This is a genomic window from Candidatus Nitrospira salsa (assembly GCF_965152625.1).
Map to the genome: position 1 here is coordinate 456,263 of NZ_CBCUCO010000004.1, position 17,899 is coordinate 474,161.

Genomic DNA, 17,899 nt, shown 5'->3' on the forward strand with positions numbered 1-17,899 from the left:
GAACCGCCTGTTCGCTTAGCTGTGCATAACAGGGCAAGCTGAAAAATCTGAGGGGTCTGTGTGAGTGTTCACGCAGGCCCCTTTATACGTTGTGGCTCTAGCCAGCAGGCGTTAGGTCCTATGTACTGAGGAAAAGTTAAAACACTACAATACAATGTACAACAACGTTTTGGCTTTATCCCTTTTTTGAGGCATTCCGTGCCGAGCGACGCTCGTTATCGGTCAGGTATCGTTTTCTGAGACGGATATTTTTCGGGGTCACTTCAACCAGTTCATCCTCTTCAATAAATTCCAGCGCATACTCTAAGGTTAACTCACGCGGGGGAATGAGATTGATGGCGTCATCAGACCCTGCCGCTCTGATGTTGGTCAATTTTTTCTCTCGTATTCCATTCACGACCAAATCTTGTCCCTTGTTGTTGACCCCGAGAATCATGCCTTCGTAGAGCGCATCGCCGGGACGCATGAAAATTTCCCCTCGATCCTGCAATCCCCACAGCGCATAGGCCACGGCCTTACCAGGACCATGCGAAATTTGGACACCAGCAGAACGACGTGGGACTTCGCCTTTAAAGGGTTGATACTCATGAAATATTTGGGACATAACCCCAGTCCCTCTCGTCATCATCAGGAGTTCACTGCGGAAGCCCATCAACGCGCGAGAGGCAATGTGAAATACCATACGAATGGTGCCAACGGAACTTTGCTGCATGTCTTTGAGATCAGCGCGTCGATTTCCCAAGGCTTCAATGACACTGCCCTGATATCCCGGGTCGACTTCGATGACCACTTCTTCAACGGGTTCCAGACGATCGCCATCGACATCCTTGAAAATGACTTTTGGAGGAGAAACTTCTAACTCATAACCCTCTCTGCGCATCGTTTCGATTAAAATTGATAAGTGCAATTCTCCTCGACCGGATACCGTAAACCGTTCTCCGCCATCAGCTTCTTCGACTTTAATCCCGACATTCATCATGGCTTCATGAGCTAACCGCTCTCGAATATGCCGGGAGGTTAAAAATCGTCCACCGTCTTTTCCTGAAAGCGGAGACGTATTGTGGGAGAAGTTCATCGATATGGTTGGTTCATCGACATTAACGGTCGGTAAGGCGACAGGATGTTCGGGCGAAGCCAGTGTTTCGCCAACACGAACATCTTCAATGCCTGCAAGAGAGACAATATCGCCTGCCTGTGCTTGCTCACGTTCGACACGCACGAGTCCTTGATACGCGAGAATTTTGGTCACTTTACTTTTGACAATTTTCCCATCGCGCTTGACGAGGGCGACTTGCGCACCGACTCGGATTGCCCCATGCACGATGCGTCCTACAGCAATACGTCCGATATAGGTGTCGTAGTCTAGAATCGTAACCAACATTTGGAAGGGCAGATCAGCATCGGCCACTGGTGGCAACACTCGATGAATGATGGTGTCCAGTAGCGGTTTCATATCTGTCGGTTTCTCATCGAGTTCGAGCGTCGCGAGTCCATCTTTGCCGGAAGCATACACGATGGGAAAGTCTAGTTGTTCGTCTGTGGCATTGAGTTCGCAGAACAGATCAAAGGTTTGATTGACGACTTCCGTAGGACGAGCGTTGGGACGGTCAATTTTATTGATGACCACGATGGGTTTCAGGTGAAGTTCCAGCGACTTCTTCAAGACAAATTTTGTTTGAGGCATGGGCCCTTCAAAGGCATCAACTAACAGTAACACCCCATCTACCATACGAAGAATCCGCTCAACTTCACTGCCAAAGTCCGCATGCCCGGGAGTATCTACCAGATTGATGAGATGATCTTTATATCGAAGCGAAGCATTTTTTGAAAAAATGGTAATGCCCCGTTCTTTTTCTAAGGGATTCGAGTCCATGATGACCGCCTCACCCTCTTTGAAGACGTAGGCTCCGGTTTGCTGAAGTAGCGCATCCACGAGAGTGGTCTTGCCATGATCAACATGCGCGATAATGGCTACATTGCGCATGTCCTTCCGTCGTTTTTGTTGAGGCATGGTCATCATCTCCACCCACCCTCACTTTCGAGGGGCGGGTTCTAGCGAAACAATAAATTATGTAAATGGAATTCTTCAGCTACGCTGTTAAAGTCCCGAGAATCTAACCGCAGCTCTGAATATAGACAATTCTCATTCCTGACACTGTCTTCGTTACAGCTGCCCAAGCTTAGCGCATATCGCGCCGTATTCAAGGTCAGCTTGCATGAGTGGACACAAATATACGGCAGAGCCAAGACAGCCACTGCCATTATGGATTACGAAAACATGATCAAAGTCTGTTAAGGATGTTTCGTCACGCAACCGACGGGACACGCCGGAGGAGGGTTTGTTCCGCACAGGACAATGAAGGCTTCTCTACACTAGGCTACCCCATAGTAGGATCCAATGCAACATAGTGTCGCTTATATTAGTGCTATGTGTCCACTGGCAAGTTGGTTGAAAAGACCGCTGTGGTCACTCATCTTAGAGAGTCAAGAGTGTACGAGCTGACTTTTCCCGCTTATTTCTTTGCCGAGGCATTGGCCTTGTAGGCTTTGTCTTGATTCTCCCAGTCAAGCCGGAGACGTTCTGACATAATCTTTGTCTTATCCATGCGTTCAGGTATTAGCTCAAGCGTTCGGTCATGTGCGACAGCCGCGTCCGTCAAGGTTTTTGATTGATACTGGTCACACAAGACGCGGAGAACTTCAGCGTTGGGAGAGGCAATCCCCCTTGCCTTACAAAATCCAATTCCGGATTCGGTCATCGTTGTGCCATCGGCTTCAACCAGCGGCTTGGTTCCGGACGGGGCATCATTGCCGGTAAATTTGTGAATAGTCCCGAAATCCCCAATTGCGTATCGAGGTGTCTCACTGCTCATCGTGGTTGCTCCTTCTTCGTTGTTATGATGAACTTCCTGATCACAGAACCCATAGACCGTTCATGCGTGTATGTTGAAGATGATGGACTTAGGTCGATCTCTCATCAATTGAGAGATGTGTAGTGTACTCGTTTTTCGTTCAATGTCACAATCCTTCGGAACTTTTATTCATCGACGCGTGATGCTCATGTCATTTTGCACATGGCGGAACTCTCTTTGAGGCTCTAGGCCCCATTTGGTGACTACCAATTTGACATTACGGGAAATCTCGAGTAATCTCTGATTAGTCACTGTTGAATCGGTCCGGCGACGCTGACGCTAGTAATACTCCGGGCCCCGCGATCGTATCGCGACCAGATCCTGCTCGGAGCGGACTTCCTCCCAATTCTGCCTCCCTCGGTTTTCTGACTACGTGTAAATACGATCCCCTTTTCTAAAAGCGAGGAATACCTCTATGTCTAGTTCTGACTCCACGTCTGAGACGTTATCGTTTAGCGCGCTTGGACTCTCTGACTTTCTCTTACAAGACTTGGCAAAAGCCGGATTTCAAGAACCGACTCCTATTCAAGCCAAAGCCATACCTCCTGCCCTTGAAGGTCGGGATGTTTTGGGTTGCGCCCAGACAGGCACGGGAAAAACGGCTGCCTTTATTATTCCGATGATCGAGCGGCTTGCCCAAGGTGCCAAAGGCGATCCCCGTGGGCTCGTCTTAGCCCCTACGCGAGAATTAGCCATTCAAATTCAACAAACGGTCGATCGTCTGGGGCGATCACGTCGAATTTTTGCGACCACCGTCGTGGGCGGAGCCGATATGAATGCGCAGATACGAGGACTGCGGCAACGCCCTGATATTATCGTTGCGACCCCAGGCCGTTTGCTGGATCATATGTGGCAAGGCACCATTCGTTTTACTAAACTGCAGATTGTAGTGTTAGACGAAGCGGATCGTATGCTTGATATGGGATTTGCTCCACAGCTCAATCAGATTATGGAAGCGGTGCCAGACGAACGGCAGACCCTCCTTTTTTCAGCAACCATGCCCACAAATCTTGGAGATCTTGCCCGCATGTCCCTTAAGGATCCTGTCCGTGCCATGGTGTCGAAGTCGGCGACCTTGGCCACCGGAGTCACGCAGACCCTTCACCATACCACGTCATCCGACAAAACCCCTCTCCTTCTTTCGCTGTTGAAAGGAAACGGAAAGTCGGTTTTGGTCTTCACGCGAACCAAGCATCGCGCTGATCGTTTAGGAGAAACGCTTGAACGTGGCGGACATCGAGTCGCCGTGCTTCATGGAGGACGGCGTCTCGCTCAGCGTCGTACGGCGCTAGAAGGTTTTCGTCGTGGTCGCTTTCAGATTTTGGTCGCGACTGATATTGCCGCGCGCGGTCTCGACGTGGCGAACATCGGACATGTGATTAATTATGATCTTCCCAATGTCCCTGAAGATTATGTGCATCGCCTTGGTCGTACCGCACGGATGAAAGCGGAGGGCTGTGCCACAAGTTTTGTGACGGTTGAAGATTCTCGGCATATGCGAGAGATCGAAAAACTCTTGGGTCAGCCAGTTCCATCGGCACCAGGGAGTCGACCACGGTTTCAACCTGTTTCTCAAAACACTGGTCAGCGCCAACGCCCAGGTTTCAACCGTAGTGGACCTCCCCGACAAGGGCAGGACCAACCTCGACGGTTTGGCTCAAATCGACGGAGTGGCGGACCTCGGCCTGCTGCTGCTGCTTCTTCTCGATGATTCCTAGGACTAAGAATCAGTCCTTGTTCAATACTCTGCTTCTTCTGAAATTCAGAAGAAGTAGAGACTGAACGAATATCCTCGACCCACCGGTCTTCATTTTTTCCTCCCACTTTTTTGTTTCGCAGGCAGTGACCCCTTTCCTCTACTGCGCTATAGTTGCACGCGCAATGCTTTTCTATGCCTAGCTCAACTACCACCTATCTTCATCGAATGCTCCGATGGGTTGTTTCTGTTCAACCCAATGAGGTCCCAGCACTACTCTGGTCTTTTGCCTATTTTTTCTGTGTGCTGGCGGCTTACTACATTCTCCGGCCAATCCGTGATGAAATGGGTGTCCTTGCGGGTGTTCATGCATTACCCTGGTTCTTCCTCACTGTCTTTCTCACGATGCTTGCGGTCGTCCCCTTGTTTGGGTTGGCGGCCAGCCGTTTGACCATTCGTCGTTTACTTCCAACCGTGTATCTGTTTTTCATCTTCAATCTGGTCGGGTTTTACATTGCCCTCAAAACCGGGCTCACGATGACCACATTAGCCCCGGTTTTTTTTGTGTGGGTGAGTGTTTTTAATTTATTTATTGTATCAATTTTTTGGAGTTTTATGGCTGATGTGTTTTCAACTGAAGGGGCTCGACGGCTCTTTGGCTTCATTTCCGCTGGCGGGAGCGTTGGAGCGATTAGTGGTCCGTTGTTTACAGCCATAGCCGTTAAGGGAGTTGGCGTTGCCAGTTTGTTACTGGTCTCTGCGACATTATTACTTATGGCGGTTGGATGCATCATGGCATTACTTGCCTGGTTTCACGAGCAGTATGGAGAGGACCTAGGAGGCAAGCACCTGGCTGCTTCGACAACGAACTCTGATTCACCTCCGAGTCTATGGATTGGCATCGTGCAAATCACTCGATCGTCTTATCTCCAAGCCATCAGCCTCTATTTAGTGTGTTATTCCATTCTCTCAACGTTTCTCTACTCACAGCAAACGATACTCGTTCCGCAGGTTGTTCCGAATTCAAGTAATCGACTCCAACTGTTTGCATCGGTTGATCTTGCCGTCAATGCACTCACGGTCTGTCTCCAAATCTTTGCAACCGGCCGGTTACTGCCATTCCTTGGAGTAACGGCCATGCTCATGGCTATGCCATTGGTGAATCTGCTTGGGTTTGGAATGTTCGGAATGGCGACCATACTGCCGGTGCTGATTGGTTTTGGTGTGGTACGAAGGGCGGGAGAGTTTTCAATCACCAAACCCACACGTGAAACGCTTTTTACTGTTGTACCTCGGATAGAAAAGTATCAAGCGAAAAATGTCATTGATACCGTGGTGCATCGCGCGGGCGATATGACGGGCACCTGGGTTGGATCTGCCTTACATGCGTTCGGTCTGTCTATTTCGCAAATGTCGTTTGCGGCTTTTCCAATTGCCTTGATATGGCTGTTCACCGGAAGATTTTTAGGCGGACGGCATGAAATGATTCGGGAAAGACACACGGCCGAACGAGATTTGTAATTAACTTTGAAAGGACTAAAGTCTCGTCAAACGAACTTTTAAGATTGGTTCACCAGAGTGGAGAGCCTGTATTCATCACGAAAAATGGTGAGGGTGATATGGTGCTGATGTCGCTTTCTCAGTACGGTGAACTTCAAAAGCGATTAGATCTCTACGCCAAACTCGCAATGGCAGAAGAAAAGCGAGCTGCTGGCGATCAAGGGCGACCGCAGTCATGAAGGATATTAGAAAACAGATACGTGAGCACGTATAAATATCCCGTACGGCTTCTTTCAACGGTCGAGCAGGATTTACAAAGTCTTCTCTCCTACGTCGCAGCAGACAATGTAACTGCAGCATTATCGCTGACAGATCGAATTGAAAGAAAGTTAACTGCACTGGGTACCCACCCGCGGCTAGGCAGAATTCCCAACGATGAACAGTTGGCTAAACTAGATTACCGAGTTGTCGTCGTCGATAATTATTCAATTTTTTATAAAATTCTTGATAAATCGGTACTTGTCTATCGGATGATTCATGGCGCTCGTGATGTTCCAGGATTGTTAATGGATCTAGGACAAAACTGAACAACCCTCCGTAAGAATCCTTGCCCGCGCTTCACTCCTTAGGTTCAATCCATACTTACGCCAAACAAGGTTTCCACAAATGTTCTTCTATTAAAGCTAGCGCGGAGGACCACGGGTGTGAACCCGTGGGTGAAAGCGCTCCCCGCCACATGAGGGGGTTTTTGATGACACTACGGCATGGAAGTTCGCCTCAGTGCTCATGGAGTTATCAGAATCACTAGCATGTGGTGTGGAACCCCAAATATCGGCGACGGATTTTACGAGGGGCGATCAAGCTCTTTGTGCAGGAGCGTATAACTCAGATTCAACATTATCATCCCGATGTCGATGTCCAGCATTGGAGTGTGCAGGTTGATCACATTCATGTGGTGCTGGTGATTCCTCCGCACATCCAGCTCAAATTTGAATTTTAAGTGCCACGGGTGTGAGCCCGTGGGTATCTACTGCGAAAAGAACAATTTTTATGGGGAGCCGTCAGAGAAGTTCCCTTTTTCGTTGAGTCACCCCTTATTACATTAGTTTGGAATCTTAAACTCAAGTTGTAGAATAGAAAACCCTAGAGTAGGTCGGTTGAGGATAAGACTGCTGAGGAAGGTCGTCAGCTCGAAGGATCTATGATTTTTAAGGAGGACATTCCTGTTCGGTAAAACCCTCGGTCTCGCGTTAATAGCGCATCAGCTTGGTGGAAAGCATGCGCACCAATAAGAAAATCGGCAACCATGCGAGTTCGTTTGCCACCTTTGGCTCTGTAAGCTTTCCAAAGGCGTCCGGCTTGTAAGGCAGCATCGATCTTTAAAAGTGAATAGCCTACACCTAAATACGTGAGAGCTTTTTTTGCAATCGTCACTGTTGGAAATAGCGCGATTACTTCTGCCAGCACGACCTCGCAAGCAATTAATGCCCCCCGCTGGACACGTGAGCGGAACGTTTCTTTTGATCGTATACCATAGATAGGATCTGCTCCAAAAGTATTGATCAGAATATTTGTATCAATGGCTGTAATTACCGTGGGTCTGCCTTGCCACGAAGGTCTTTTATGATCTGATCAGTCTTTTGTTTACGTTTGAGAATACCGAAAATCGTGTCGACGGTATCAGACGTTGGCAACTTAGTGGCAACAAATTTTCTTTCTTTTTCTTGAACATCTAGGATTTGACCAGTATGTAGTCCGAGACGTTCGCGTAGTCGCCTAGGAATGATCACTTGTCCTTTTTCCGATACAATCACTCTCATACGTTCATTGTGTGAATTCATACCTAATCTGTCAAATAATGCCAAAATCCAAACAAAAAAGGTCAGTCTTTCAATCGTCATTCTGTTGATATTTCTACTTCACATCAACTGACATGATCACGAATTCTTTATTCAATTGCCCGCCCTGATGTGGTTCTACATAGGTGCCGTCATAGTAGTACCATTGCAGGGGTTTCATTTGGCCTAATTCTTTGGGGTGGCGAGGGAGTTTCGTGACATCCAATCCATTAGCAATAAACGTGGCAGGGTTAATGAAGTAGACGACATCTTCATGTGTCTTCTCAGGTGTCTCGGAAAAATGAATCATATTATGCTTGGAGACGGTTTCTAACATACACATCTCCCCACTTGCATCGGTCGCATCAATAGATTTCATCTTTGAATCAGGACCAAGAATATTCGCAATCGCATTAATTTCTTTCCGTGCCTTTCCCTCCAATTTCAACACAGGTCCAAACTGTTCTTTAATGGTTTCTGATGAATCGTCCGCAAGCGCGACAGCAGATACTCCCAAGCAGAATGCTGAACTCACCACAAGCCCAGTCATCCACACTGATAATTCCCAGTTTATCTTCATGCCCGTCTCCTTATGAATTGCTGAATTGGCTTTAAAAACACTCCAAGTGCTTTATTCTCTCGATATTAAGATTGAGGTTTCTGAGTTAGTGGAAGGGTAATATAAAAAGTAGTTCCTTTCCCTTCTTCACTTTCTACTTTGATCTGGCCATGATGGACATCGATCGCGTCTTTGACAATTTTTGTTCCAAGTCCGGTTCCTCCGATTTTGGTGCTAATGGCATTCTGGGTAAATAACCGATCTCGAATGTCTGAGGGCATGCCCTTCCCGGTGTCCGCGACAACTAATTCAAGTAGGCCGGTTTCCAGGTGAGCTTGCCCAATTATCGTCACCGAACCCCCTGACGGAACTTCCGGGATCGCATTACCCGTCAAGTTATAAAGTGCCGCAAAGAGTCGACGCTCATCAGCTTGAATGATCGGGAGTGTGTCCAACCCTTTCGCATACAAAGTCACCCCCTTTTCTTTGGCAGAGATCTGGAGTGATTTGAATACCCCTTTGACGAGGTCATGCAATGTACACAGGGTAAAGTTTGATTCGCTCGTGACGCCCTTGACTGCATCAGCAATCTCGCGTACCCGGTCTTGAATGCGACGAGCGTTATTCGTGATCATTTCCGTCAATTCAGTGCACGTCGCCTTACTATGTGTCCAGGCCTTGGCATCATCCTTCATCACGGCAGCAAACACGTCCTTGAGTTCATCCTCGAGGAGACTTGTACCTGTGAGTACGGGCATGAGCATGTTTTTAATGTCATGTCCAATATTGCCTAAGACTCGAGAGACTTCAGCTAATTTGACTGCTTCGAGGAGTTGAGCCGCGATGCGCTTCTGTTCCGTCATGTCCTGGAAGGTCACCACCGCTCCCTTTAACTTTCCCAGTTCATCCCGCAATGGCGTGCTGCAATATTGAGCTGAGAAGTGACTCCCATCTTTTCGCCAAAAGATTTCGTCTGCGCCCATATGCACCAATCCGTCTTTATAGGCTCCATATATCGGACATTGTTCATCAGGGTATCGACTCCCATCTTCTTTCGTATGATGCCATAACGAATGACTTGGTCGTCCGAGCAATTCATCAACCTCATATCCCAGCATCGATGTTGCCGCAGGATTCACAAACGTATGCCGTCCCTCCAAATCTAAGCCCAATATTCCTTCACCTGCAGAATTCAAAATGTACTCATTTTGTCGACGGAGTTCCTTGATCGTGTGCGCAGCCTCTCGACGCTCAGAAATATCACGAAACGTCACAACGGCCCCCGCAAGATTTCCTAATTCATCTTTGATGGGAGTACTTGTATATTCTGCTGGGAATGATGTCCCATTTTTTCTCCAGAATATCTCAGTATCACCGTGGTGAATACGTCCGTCTTTGTAAGCACCATAGATAGGACAGCTCGTGGCTGGATAGGGTGACCCATCGGCATGAGTATGATGCCATAGCGTATGACTGGGCTGACCTAAGAGTTCATTGTCCGTAAATCCCAACATCTTTGTGGCAGCTGGATTGACAAAGGTATGCTTCCCCTCCAGATCAAGTCCTAAAATGCCTTCTCCCGCTGCATTCAATATCAGAGTGTTAAGAGTTTGTTCCGTGATCAATGTAATACTCCTGTATCGAAAAATACCATCTTTTGATCAAATGTCATAAATGTTCGAAATCATTATGTGAGTCCTTCGATGAAGCAGTCTTGATTCACCAAAGGACTCATAGCTCACTGCTTAAGAGAGGATCATGTTTCGTTGTTCCATGCCTTTTTCGACAGATGCTAAGAGTTTCTCTTTATCCACTGGCTTGACTAGGTAGTCGACAAGTCCTTGTTTCATGAGTTCAGTTGCCGACTGTAAATTTGGATAACCGGTCATCACGATCAACGAGACACTCGGAAATTCTTTTTGGAAAAACTGAATGGCCTCAAGTCCGTTAACTTTAGGCATATTGATATCGGTGATAATGACACTGAGAAGTAATGGATTCTCTCCACTTCTAATTCTCTCTATGGCTTGCTCTCCATCTTCCGCTTCAACAACAGTGTAACCTGCTTTTTCCAACGTGAGCCGTGCTATCTTCCGAACGTCGGCTTCATCATCAACAACTAAGACTAATCCCTCTGTGTTATTCCCTCCAAACATTCCCGCAGTTATTGAATGTCCCTGCTCTGTCGACATCGTCTACCTCCATCATGAACGTTAGGTGTAAAAAGTGAACAGACTATGCAATGGAGTAAAGCAAAGAGAATGCCGAATGAGCAAAGCAAATACTTGATAAAATAACTTATTATTTTCAAAGGGTTAAATCGTGGGTATCTTTTCATTTGATATGGCATTCTACATGTTCGTTAAGAGAAAATGTTCATCGTTAACTTAACGTATTAACATGCAAAGATCTGATTCGTCGTAAAATGATTCCGCTATGGTCGTCTGTTCCATCGGTTCTTGATCTTTTTGTGTACATGAGGGAAGCTCTGCATTGACTTGTTCACACGAAAAGAAAATTCTATAATTTCTGGAAATTTTCCCTCGCCATACGGCGCAGGATATTCATATTTACATGTTCCGTCTTTCAGGAGGCTCTGCTATGGACCTCGCACCTGAAGACTTTCCCTCAGAAGCACGAGACAAAACACTCACGGATACTCCTCACAACCACTCCCTGAGTCGTCGTGCCTTATTAGGTCAAGCGATGACTGTCGTCGGACTGACAGCAGCTCAAGCCATCTTGAACCCGTTACGAGCAGAAATACCATCGGAGGCAACCGATCCGACCACCGTACCCGGCACCCCACCTACGGAGTATGGCCAGCGTTAGGGGCTTGAGACGAGCAAGCGTGTGGGAAGATCCTGGTGGGCATCCCTGACTCCACTACAAGCTCTCGATGGTGTCGTCACTCCCGCGTCTTTGCATTTCGAGCGTCACCACAATGGTGTTCCGGCTATTGATCCATCGAACCATGCCCTCCTTGTTCGCGGCCTGGTTGATCGACCATTGCTCTTATCTATGGAGGAACTGAAACGATTCCCCTCCGTCTCGCGACTGGCCTTTATCGAATGTTCGGGAAATTCTGCACCTGAATGGAAGGCTCCAACTGGACAGACTGTCCAACAGACCCACGGACTCACGAGCACAAGCGAATGGACCGGCGTACGGCTGGCGACGGTCCTAAAGGAAGTCGGCTTGAAACCAGAGGCGACCTGGATGCTGGCGGAAGGCAGTGATGCGGCGGCCATGACGCGCAGCTTGCCGTTGGCCGACATCATGGAGGATGCGCTTCTCTGTTATGCCCAAAATGGTGAAGCGCTCAGGCCGGAGCAGGGCTATCCGCTGCGGTTGCTCATTCCTGGATGGGAAGGGAACACCTGCATTAAGTGGCTGCGTCGACTGAAACTGGGAACCGCGCCGTTCATGACGAGGGAAGAGACATCCCAGTATACCGATTTGATGCCTGATGGGAAGGCACGACAATTCACGATGGTGATGGAGGCCAAATCCGTCATCACCACACCTTCAGACGGCCAGAAAGTTCAACCCGGTTTTATTGAAGTACGAGGTCTTGCTTGGAGCGGTCGCGGGTCGGTGACAAAGGTGGAAGTCAGTACAGATGGTGGTCATTCCTGGGAACAGGCGCAGTTACAAGAACCGGTTCTCCCTAAATGTCACACCAGATTTTGATACTCATGGAACTGAGATGGAAAAGATGAGATCCTCCAGAGCCGATGCATCGATGACACTGGCAACATACAACCCGCTCGGCCAGAGTTGACTGCCGTTCGAGGCACGAATTCTACCTATCATTATAAATAACGCGATTCAGAGCTGGGAGATCTCGCGAGAGGGGGAGGTCACCAATGTTTAGGTTTAACAGGCTGGTTACCGTTCTCGTAATCACGTTTGCATTAGGATGGCCAACCAGTAAGACCTTGGTTGCTGCCACACATTCGACGACTGGTTATGGACTCGGCCATGCGCCGACCGATCAGGAAGTGCAACATTGGGATATTGATGTCAGCCCGACCGGAGATAGCCTGCCAAGTGGTCAAGGAACAGTGAACCAAGGAGCTGCCGTATTTGCCGAGAAATGCGCATCTTGCCACGGAGCGTCTGGCCAGGAAGGACCAATGGATCGTCTTGTCGGTGGAGAGGGCACGTTGGACACTCAACAACCGAGTAAGACGATCGGGAGTTATTGGCCCTATGCGACCACGCTCTATGACTACATTCACCGCGCGATGCCGTTCAACGCCCCGCAATCCCTCACCAATGACGAAGTTTATGCTGTCGTGGCTTGGCTGCTGAATCAAAACGGCATCATTCCCACCGATATGGTGCTTGATGCCAAGACATTGCCCACCGTTGACATGCCGAACCGCAACGGTTTCGTGCCAGACCCCAGACCGGATGTGTCTCAGTAATGGTTGTTTGTGCTATCCGACCAGAGACGTGCCTCGCGCAACTCTTTGCCCTCAACGACTTCTTCGTAAGAACGTCGCAAGGCAGCTACAGGAACCTGTCCAGTATCTTGGAGCTGAATCAGCCGGGAATTGAAGGCAGGAGGGGATCGACAAGGTTGCAGAAAACATGCGTTAAGGGTAAAAAGTTGAACCACGATTCAGAAACGCGTGGTGGCAAGAATTGAGTCTGGTAGATAGAAAAGACCATTCACTCTTGATGGACTTTTCTGCATGAGAATCACTTCACAAAAACAATTTCCTAATTGCTCCCTCCTCATCAACTCATTATCTTCAAATTACTCACTCAGGGATCGAATATAGGCTAAGACATCAAGAATGTCTTTTGAGGTAAGATCGTTTTTCCATGAGGGCATCGCTGTCCCGGGGCTTCCATTTTTAATAGTTTTAAGGAGCATGTTATCAGTTTTTTATCCGTAGCAGTCAGGTCTGCAGCAGGTGGAACTAATGTTCGATTGGTCGATCTTATGCTGAACGTTAACTTAATCTGTTAATGCGTTAACTAACTTGGGCCGAGCGGATGTGTTAGGGTGATTGACTGACTGGCTGTCCGGTTGCCGGACGCCGGACGCCAAAACGGGCGTTCGCTAGCGTGCGCTCACAAAATTGTCGACGTGATAATGGCATCCCAATCTTACCTGTTTAAGCTGTTAATATTTCAACGCGCTCTGATCAGGATAATGTCCTTCCTCGCAGGCGCGGTCACCTTGCCGCGGCGTTGCAAGTGCGCTTCGACAATGTCGGTGATGAGACGATCGCTACGCCGGATGGCGTGCCCTTTGGCAAACGTCGCGTAGCGGTGGATGCCAGCCATCATGCCGCTGTGTGTCGCCGCCCGATACAAAACTTCGTCATCGAGGGGTATGCCGTTGACGGTAACCGCGTCAATTCGGTTACCTGGCGGACGCCGGTAATCCACCGTCCATCCTATCCCTGAGGTCTGAATCAAGCCGCCAACAATGCGTAGCGGAACAGTGGGTTTTTGGTTGGTCGCGCTTTGCTCAAGAATCTGTAAAATCTGCGCACCGCTCAACTCCAAGGTAACCAGTTTGGAAGGGTGTGGTAGCAGTGTGTACAGCGCCTCACGGGTAATCGGTCCTGTGGGCAGGGTGACGCCGTAACCGACACCGGGTAGAAACGCTACATCGGTACCAGTCTCCTGGCGCAAAATCTCGCCGACCAATCGGTCGAATGGACTGGCGGACTGGTACTGCCGGCCGATGGGTTCCACAGCCGTGGCCAACACCGCTTCGAGACGCTGGCGGTGCGGTTTGCGGAGGGAGTCGATCATGGTGACCACTTCTGGATCGGGTTGGCATTGGTCTTCCCACAGTGTGTGCATCGTTTGATCGACGCGAGAAATCCGGCCGTCGGTCACATGGACCCGCAGTTCATCGACCAGCAAGCCGTTAGAGAGTGCCTCCACTAGCCAGGTGTGGCCGACTTTTTCCGGTGGTGTGATCCAATTATGTGAATGGCCGCCCAAGATGATGTCGACACCGTCGACCTCGCGGGCGAGTTTTCTGTCGACGGTGGTCCCCTGGTGCGAAACGACCACCACCACGTCGGCTTGTTCATGCAGGTCTGACAGATAACGGCGCGCGGCATCGATGCCGCTGGTAAATGCGAGCGACTGCACATTGTCCGGGCTGGTGGTCATGTGGGTATTGTGGTACCCGAGCGCGAGAAATCCAACCTTGACACCACCTAGGGTGATCACGCGGGTGGGGTCCCCGAATACCGGTTCGCCACTCTCGCGCAGCGTGACGTTGGCGGCCAGCATGGGAAAATCAGCCAGGGCGGCGAGTGCCAATGTGCGGTCCAGGCCGTAGTCGAAATCGTGGTTACCGAGGGCGAGGAAATCGTAACTCAGGGCGTTCATGAGTCGGATCACCGCCCCGCCTTTGGTCAGGTTACCGAGTAGATCGTCGGAAAAGGTATCGCCTGCATGGACCACAAACACGTTATCGTCACCGCGAGCGTTGCGGATTTGCTTGAGCAACGTGGCCTGACAGGCAAATCCGCCCACCCGTCCGGCCCGTTCGAAACCTTGCATGCGACCGCCTGGATCGCCGGTCTGCACCATCGCGTTGCCGGGCACTACTTCGATGGGATAATAGCGACCGTGAAAATCGTTCGTGTGAACCAGCGTGAATTCTTCCGAGGTGGCCCCGCTATGACTCACCCCTAGCACTAACGACGCTGTCAATAATGAAAGAGCCAGCCGGTTCAGACAGGTGAGCATTCGTGCCTTCCTTGCCATCGTTGTCTTCCGGTTACGTCGCGTAAGGTTATGGATTGAACTGCTAGTTAAACGGAATGTATGCGTAGCCGTCCATTTGCAGATTAATATTCGCCGTTGCAGCGGACACCGCAACTTTCACGTCCGGGGCGATTTCGGTTGTGGCAAAACCATGATGCGCCGCAGCTTGTCCGCAGACGTAGATGTCAACGCCTGTTTTTTTCAACTCACGAATGAGTTCCAGATTCGGATTCTTCGTCTTTCCCAAGTCCTTCATGTAGGAACTGGCATGCTTGGCGTACGCTTCATGCGACAGCGCCGCTTTCGTTGCTGCGCCATGCAGGATGACGGCCATCTTAAAGCCGTGATCGATCCCTGCACCCGCCTGAGTGTATTGATTGAGAATTAACGCCGCCCGGTCGAATCCCTTGATGACACTGCCTGATTGAGCGTCGGATGTAATGTCGATAATCACTTTCGAAGTCTTTTTGGGAGGAAGAGCGGCATCGGACAAAACGACAATTCCGCCATGGCTCTTGATGATAGGATGTGTGTATTCCGGAGCACCGGTCGGATTAGCGGAAACGGCGGTAGCAAGCAAAACTGTGAATGTAAGGGTGAGGGCGTATTTCATGGAGTGACTCCTTCGTGTAGCTAGTTGCTGATACAGGTGATAATGTCTTGATCTATTCAGAAAAGACACATCTTGACGATGCGATCGGCTTTGTCTCTTGGAGTGATCGTGCTCTGTTCAGTACTTGCTCGCGTACCCGCTTGCGAAGAGTTGGACAAATGACACGTCATCCACTGCGTAGATTAGCATCCTTCCTTCGGTTCGACTCCTTTTAACGACTCGGTTGGTCCTTTGAAGTGATCCGCTATGGCGTTCACTCCGCATTGGGGTTTGGTCTGCAAAATTAAATCTTTCCCCGCTTTTTGTTTTTGCTCGACAGAAATTCCCATGCCGTGATAGACACTTTCGATTAATCCGTCTTTTGTCTCATCCAGATGATTAAACGACCACGCCAGACGGGGTTCACCTACCGGAAATTTCTCATCCTCCTTCTCATACACCCCGGCTTTCCACAGATGGAAGGTTTTTCCATAACTATTAAGTTTGTTTTCCATGATTTTCAATTCGTTTTTAGCAGCAGGCAAGGTCAATTGTCCGGAAAGAATCTCAAAATTATGAGGATGCCAATATTGCTGTTCTTCATCCGGAAGCTGCTCGAACGCTTCCATGGGGATGATATATTCTATCCCCGTCATTTTCGCGTCCGGCGCGTTATCGTCATAGAGGATGCATTGCATAAGATCCGGACGAAGTTGGTGACAAAAATGATGAGCGACCCATTGTCTGGAAGGACTTTTCTTATCGGCGTGGAATCCGATTAACCAAGCACCGATTTGTTCGACAGGTTTGATCGTTGTTTGATCGGCGGCATTTGCCCATCAAGAGTAGCCCATGAGAATGACACTCACTAAGAAAAATTTTCTGAACCAATACCTATTCATAATGTCCTCCTCTTTCATTTGTGCTAATGAAGAATTTTGATGTGAGATGAATCAGGGGCGGCTTCACACTCTTTCATTTTTTTACGCTCATGTCGCTGTCGAACCAAGGCAAGGCTGATAAGGAGGATGAAGATCCCGACGATCCATATCCACGGTGAAGTGGATGTCGCCTGAGGAAGCGTAATTTTTCCCCAATCCCCAAGATCTTGGATGATGGGCACAAGCAAGGGGTACACTGCCACGTAGAGGGCGACGCCAAACAACATGCCCCCTACGCCGATCATGGCATCCCGACGGCCTTCTCCACAGGCCGCCACGCTGGTCCCCGGGCAATAGCCAAAGACCGCAAGACCGATCCCGAACAAGAGCCCCCCAAAGACAACACCGCCGAGCAACAGGGGTTTAACATGAAGGTCTGCCAGATTCATGGCTACTAGAGCGTACACTCCAATGGCTCCCACTAGGATGGCTGTCAACATAATCTTAAAGACGGTCCAATCCTTCAATAAGAGCTGACCGAGAATGACCTGAAATTTGGCAACTCGCCCTTTCTGCAGAAGAAAGCCGAATACGATGCCTGTGATCAATCCGAGTGCCAACTTTTCCGGCGTCTCAAACATGATCGCTTCCCTTCCTTCCATACAAAGCAAAGGCCGTGGCGACCGCGACCGCAAAAATGACGGCGGCAAAGATCCAACTGGATACGGCAAGCTGCAGCGTGCCGCTAATGGCATGACCACTGGTACAACCCTTCGCCACTCGCGCTCCAAACATCATGAGTGCAGCGCCTAAGAAGGCCCACATGAAGCGCGTCCTCCGGCTGCCTCCGAATCGCCATTCCCAGAGCGGCGGAACCCTTTCGTCCGTCCGATCTCCGGACAATCTTGAACTCAGATATGAGCCGACAAATACACCGAGCACCAGCATCCATTCCCAGTCAATTTTGGGAGACTGTTCAGCTTCCTGAAAATATTGATGGTCCGTCACGGCAGGGAGGGCAGCTTTTCCCAGAAGGGCTGCAGTATTTTCGAACGCCGTCGTAATGCCAATAGGGTGATCGGCACTAGCAAAGGCAATCCAACTTAATACCCCGATTCCCGCCCCCACCACGTATGGAGACCACGATGTTCGGGCAAGGAAATTCATC

At 49.4% G+C, this 17,899-nt stretch carries 19 protein-coding genes and 1 pseudogene; 8 read left to right on the forward strand and 12 right to left on the reverse strand.

What is annotated here, in order from left to right; translation table 11 throughout:
* Nucleotides 1–175 precede the first annotated feature (175 nt).
* Entirely contained in the window at nt 176–2,011 is a 1,836-nt protein-coding gene (gene typA, locus ACWQXP_RS16165; RefSeq protein WP_454063902.1) for a translational GTPase TypA, read from the reverse strand.
* Between the two features lie 502 nt (nt 2,012–2,513).
* Complete coding sequence (locus ACWQXP_RS16170) at nt 2,514–2,873, reverse strand: hypothetical protein (RefSeq protein ID WP_454063903.1); 360 nt, start codon at nt 2,871–2,873, stop codon at nt 2,514–2,516.
* A 454-nt stretch (nt 2,874–3,327) separates the two neighbouring features.
* Between ACWQXP_RS16170 and ACWQXP_RS16175 the strand changes: the two genes are divergently transcribed.
* The 5 genes from ACWQXP_RS16175 (at nt 3,328) to ACWQXP_RS16195 (ending at nt 7,108) form a co-directional block, all read left to right on the forward strand.
* Nucleotides 3,328–4,623: a DEAD/DEAH box helicase gene (locus ACWQXP_RS16175; protein WP_454063904.1), complete on the forward strand. Its 1,296-nt coding sequence runs from the start codon at nt 3,328–3,330 to the stop codon at nt 4,621–4,623.
* Nucleotides 4,624–4,803: 180 nt separating this feature from the next.
* Nucleotides 4,804–6,129, forward strand: a complete 1,326-nt coding sequence (locus ACWQXP_RS16180) for an NTP/NDP exchange transporter (RefSeq protein ID WP_454063905.1) — start codon at nt 4,804–4,806, stop codon at nt 6,127–6,129.
* On the forward strand, nt 6,129–6,347 hold the full coding sequence (locus tag ACWQXP_RS16185; RefSeq protein WP_454064720.1) for a type II toxin-antitoxin system prevent-host-death family antitoxin: 219 nt from the start codon (nt 6,129–6,131) through the stop codon (nt 6,345–6,347). The genes ACWQXP_RS16180 and ACWQXP_RS16185 overlap by 1 nt, the downstream gene beginning before the upstream one ends.
* Nucleotides 6,348–6,368: 21 nt before the next feature.
* Nucleotides 6,369–6,695, forward strand: a complete 327-nt coding sequence (locus tag ACWQXP_RS16190; RefSeq protein WP_454063906.1) for a type II toxin-antitoxin system RelE/ParE family toxin — start codon at nt 6,369–6,371, stop codon at nt 6,693–6,695.
* Nucleotides 6,696–6,919: 224 nt separating this feature from the next.
* Nucleotides 6,920–7,108, forward strand: coding sequence for a transposase (locus ACWQXP_RS16195; protein WP_454063907.1), 189 nt, complete (start codon nt 6,920–6,922; stop codon nt 7,106–7,108).
* Nucleotides 7,109–7,293: 185 nt separating this feature from the next.
* Here ACWQXP_RS16195 and ACWQXP_RS16200 read toward each other — a convergent pair whose 3' ends face one another.
* The 5 genes from ACWQXP_RS16200 to ACWQXP_RS16220 form a co-directional block, all read right to left on the reverse strand.
* Complete coding sequence (locus tag ACWQXP_RS16200) at nt 7,294–7,698, reverse strand: type II toxin-antitoxin system VapC family toxin (RefSeq protein ID WP_454064721.1); 405 nt, start codon at nt 7,696–7,698, stop codon at nt 7,294–7,296.
* The gene (locus tag ACWQXP_RS16205; RefSeq protein WP_454063908.1) at nt 7,698–8,009 is read right to left on the reverse strand and encodes an AbrB/MazE/SpoVT family DNA-binding domain-containing protein; all 312 of its coding nucleotides are present in this window, start codon (nt 8,007–8,009) and stop codon (nt 7,698–7,700) included. The genes ACWQXP_RS16200 and ACWQXP_RS16205 overlap by 1 nt, the downstream gene beginning before the upstream one ends.
* Before the next feature lie 13 nt (nt 8,010–8,022).
* Complete coding sequence (locus ACWQXP_RS16210; RefSeq protein ID WP_454063909.1) at nt 8,023–8,526, reverse strand: hypothetical protein; 504 nt, start codon at nt 8,524–8,526, stop codon at nt 8,023–8,025.
* Nucleotides 8,527–8,591: 65 nt separating this feature from the next.
* On the reverse strand, nt 8,592–10,130 hold the full coding sequence (locus ACWQXP_RS16215; protein WP_454063910.1) for a PAS domain S-box protein: 1,539 nt from the start codon (nt 10,128–10,130) through the stop codon (nt 8,592–8,594).
* A gap of 120 nt (nt 10,131–10,250) precedes the next feature.
* The gene (locus ACWQXP_RS16220) at nt 10,251–10,697 is read right to left on the reverse strand and encodes a response regulator (RefSeq protein ID WP_454063911.1); all 447 of its coding nucleotides are present in this window, start codon (nt 10,695–10,697) and stop codon (nt 10,251–10,253) included.
* 409 nt (nt 10,698–11,106) lie between these two features.
* Here ACWQXP_RS16220 and ACWQXP_RS16225 point away from each other — a divergent pair, with 409 nt between their 5' ends.
* The 3 genes and pseudogenes from ACWQXP_RS16225 to ACWQXP_RS16235 all read left to right on the forward strand — a co-directional run bounded on the left by ACWQXP_RS16225 (nt 11,107) and on the right by ACWQXP_RS16235 (nt 12,938).
* Complete coding sequence (locus tag ACWQXP_RS16225) at nt 11,107–11,337, forward strand: hypothetical protein (protein WP_454063912.1); 231 nt, start codon at nt 11,107–11,109, stop codon at nt 11,335–11,337.
* Between the two features lie 39 nt (nt 11,338–11,376).
* Nucleotides 11,377–12,382 (forward strand): annotated as a pseudogene (gene soxC / locus ACWQXP_RS16230) (sulfite dehydrogenase); the annotation flags it as partial.
* The gene (locus ACWQXP_RS16235; protein ID WP_454063913.1) at nt 12,375–12,938 is read left to right on the forward strand and encodes a c-type cytochrome; all 564 of its coding nucleotides are present in this window, start codon (nt 12,375–12,377) and stop codon (nt 12,936–12,938) included. The pseudogene soxC and the gene ACWQXP_RS16235, both read left to right, overlap by 8 nt.
* A 715-nt stretch (nt 12,939–13,653) precedes the next feature.
* Here the strand turns inward: ACWQXP_RS16235 and ACWQXP_RS16240 are convergent.
* The 5 genes from ACWQXP_RS16240 to ACWQXP_RS16260 all read right to left on the reverse strand — a co-directional run bounded on the left by ACWQXP_RS16240 (nt 13,654) and on the right by ACWQXP_RS16260 (nt 17,898).
* Entirely contained in the window at nt 13,654–15,240 is a 1,587-nt protein-coding gene (locus tag ACWQXP_RS16240; protein WP_454063914.1) for a bifunctional metallophosphatase/5'-nucleotidase, read from the reverse strand.
* A gap of 61 nt (nt 15,241–15,301) precedes the next feature.
* A complete protein-coding gene (locus ACWQXP_RS16245; RefSeq protein WP_454063915.1) occupies nt 15,302–15,871 on the reverse strand; it encodes a DsrE family protein in 570 nt (189 codons plus the stop codon).
* Nucleotides 15,872–16,053: 182 nt separating this feature from the next.
* A complete protein-coding gene (locus ACWQXP_RS16250; RefSeq protein WP_454064722.1) occupies nt 16,054–16,662 on the reverse strand; it encodes a DUF1264 domain-containing protein in 609 nt (202 codons plus the stop codon).
* Between the two features lie 113 nt (nt 16,663–16,775).
* Nucleotides 16,776–17,372 (reverse strand): YeeE/YedE thiosulfate transporter family protein, encoded by a 597-nt coding sequence (locus tag ACWQXP_RS16255; protein ID WP_454063916.1) that lies wholly within the window; start codon nt 17,370–17,372, stop codon nt 16,776–16,778.
* Entirely contained in the window at nt 17,365–17,898 is a 534-nt protein-coding gene (locus tag ACWQXP_RS16260; protein ID WP_454063917.1) for a YeeE/YedE thiosulfate transporter family protein, read from the reverse strand. Before ACWQXP_RS16260 ends, ACWQXP_RS16255 begins: the two co-directional genes overlap by 8 nt.
* Nucleotide 17,899 lies beyond the last annotated feature (1 nt).

Excerpts from the sequence above, each read along its gene's own strand:
- typA (WP_454063902.1), bottom strand. The coding sequence starts at position 2,011 with ATGCCTCAACAAAAACGACGGAAGGACATGCGCAATGTAGCCATTATC.
- ACWQXP_RS16170 (WP_454063903.1), bottom strand. The coding sequence starts at position 2,873 with ATGAGCAGTGAGACACCTCGATACGCAATTGGGGATTTCGGGACTATT.
- ACWQXP_RS16175 (WP_454063904.1), top strand. The coding sequence starts at position 3,328 with ATGTCTAGTTCTGACTCCACGTCTGAGACGTTATCGTTTAGCGCGCTT.
- ACWQXP_RS16180 (WP_454063905.1), top strand. The coding sequence starts at position 4,804 with ATGCCTAGCTCAACTACCACCTATCTTCATCGAATGCTCCGATGGGTT.
- ACWQXP_RS16205 (WP_454063908.1), bottom strand. The coding sequence starts at position 8,009 with ATGACGATTGAAAGACTGACCTTTTTTGTTTGGATTTTGGCATTATTT.
- ACWQXP_RS16210 (WP_454063909.1), bottom strand. The coding sequence starts at position 8,526 with ATGAAGATAAACTGGGAATTATCAGTGTGGATGACTGGGCTTGTGGTG.
- ACWQXP_RS16220 (WP_454063911.1), bottom strand. The coding sequence starts at position 10,697 with ATGTCGACAGAGCAGGGACATTCAATAACTGCGGGAATGTTTGGAGGG.
- ACWQXP_RS16225 (WP_454063912.1), top strand. The coding sequence starts at position 11,107 with ATGGACCTCGCACCTGAAGACTTTCCCTCAGAAGCACGAGACAAAACA.
- ACWQXP_RS16235 (WP_454063913.1), top strand. The coding sequence starts at position 12,375 with ATGTTTAGGTTTAACAGGCTGGTTACCGTTCTCGTAATCACGTTTGCA.
- ACWQXP_RS16240 (WP_454063914.1), bottom strand. The coding sequence starts at position 15,240 with ATGCTCACCTGTCTGAACCGGCTGGCTCTTTCATTATTGACAGCGTCG.
- ACWQXP_RS16245 (WP_454063915.1), bottom strand. The coding sequence starts at position 15,871 with ATGAAATACGCCCTCACCCTTACATTCACAGTTTTGCTTGCTACCGCC.
- ACWQXP_RS16255 (WP_454063916.1), bottom strand. The coding sequence starts at position 17,372 with ATGTTTGAGACGCCGGAAAAGTTGGCACTCGGATTGATCACAGGCATC.
- ACWQXP_RS16260 (WP_454063917.1), bottom strand. The coding sequence starts at position 17,898 with ATGAATTTCCTTGCCCGAACATCGTGGTCTCCATACGTGGTGGGGGCG.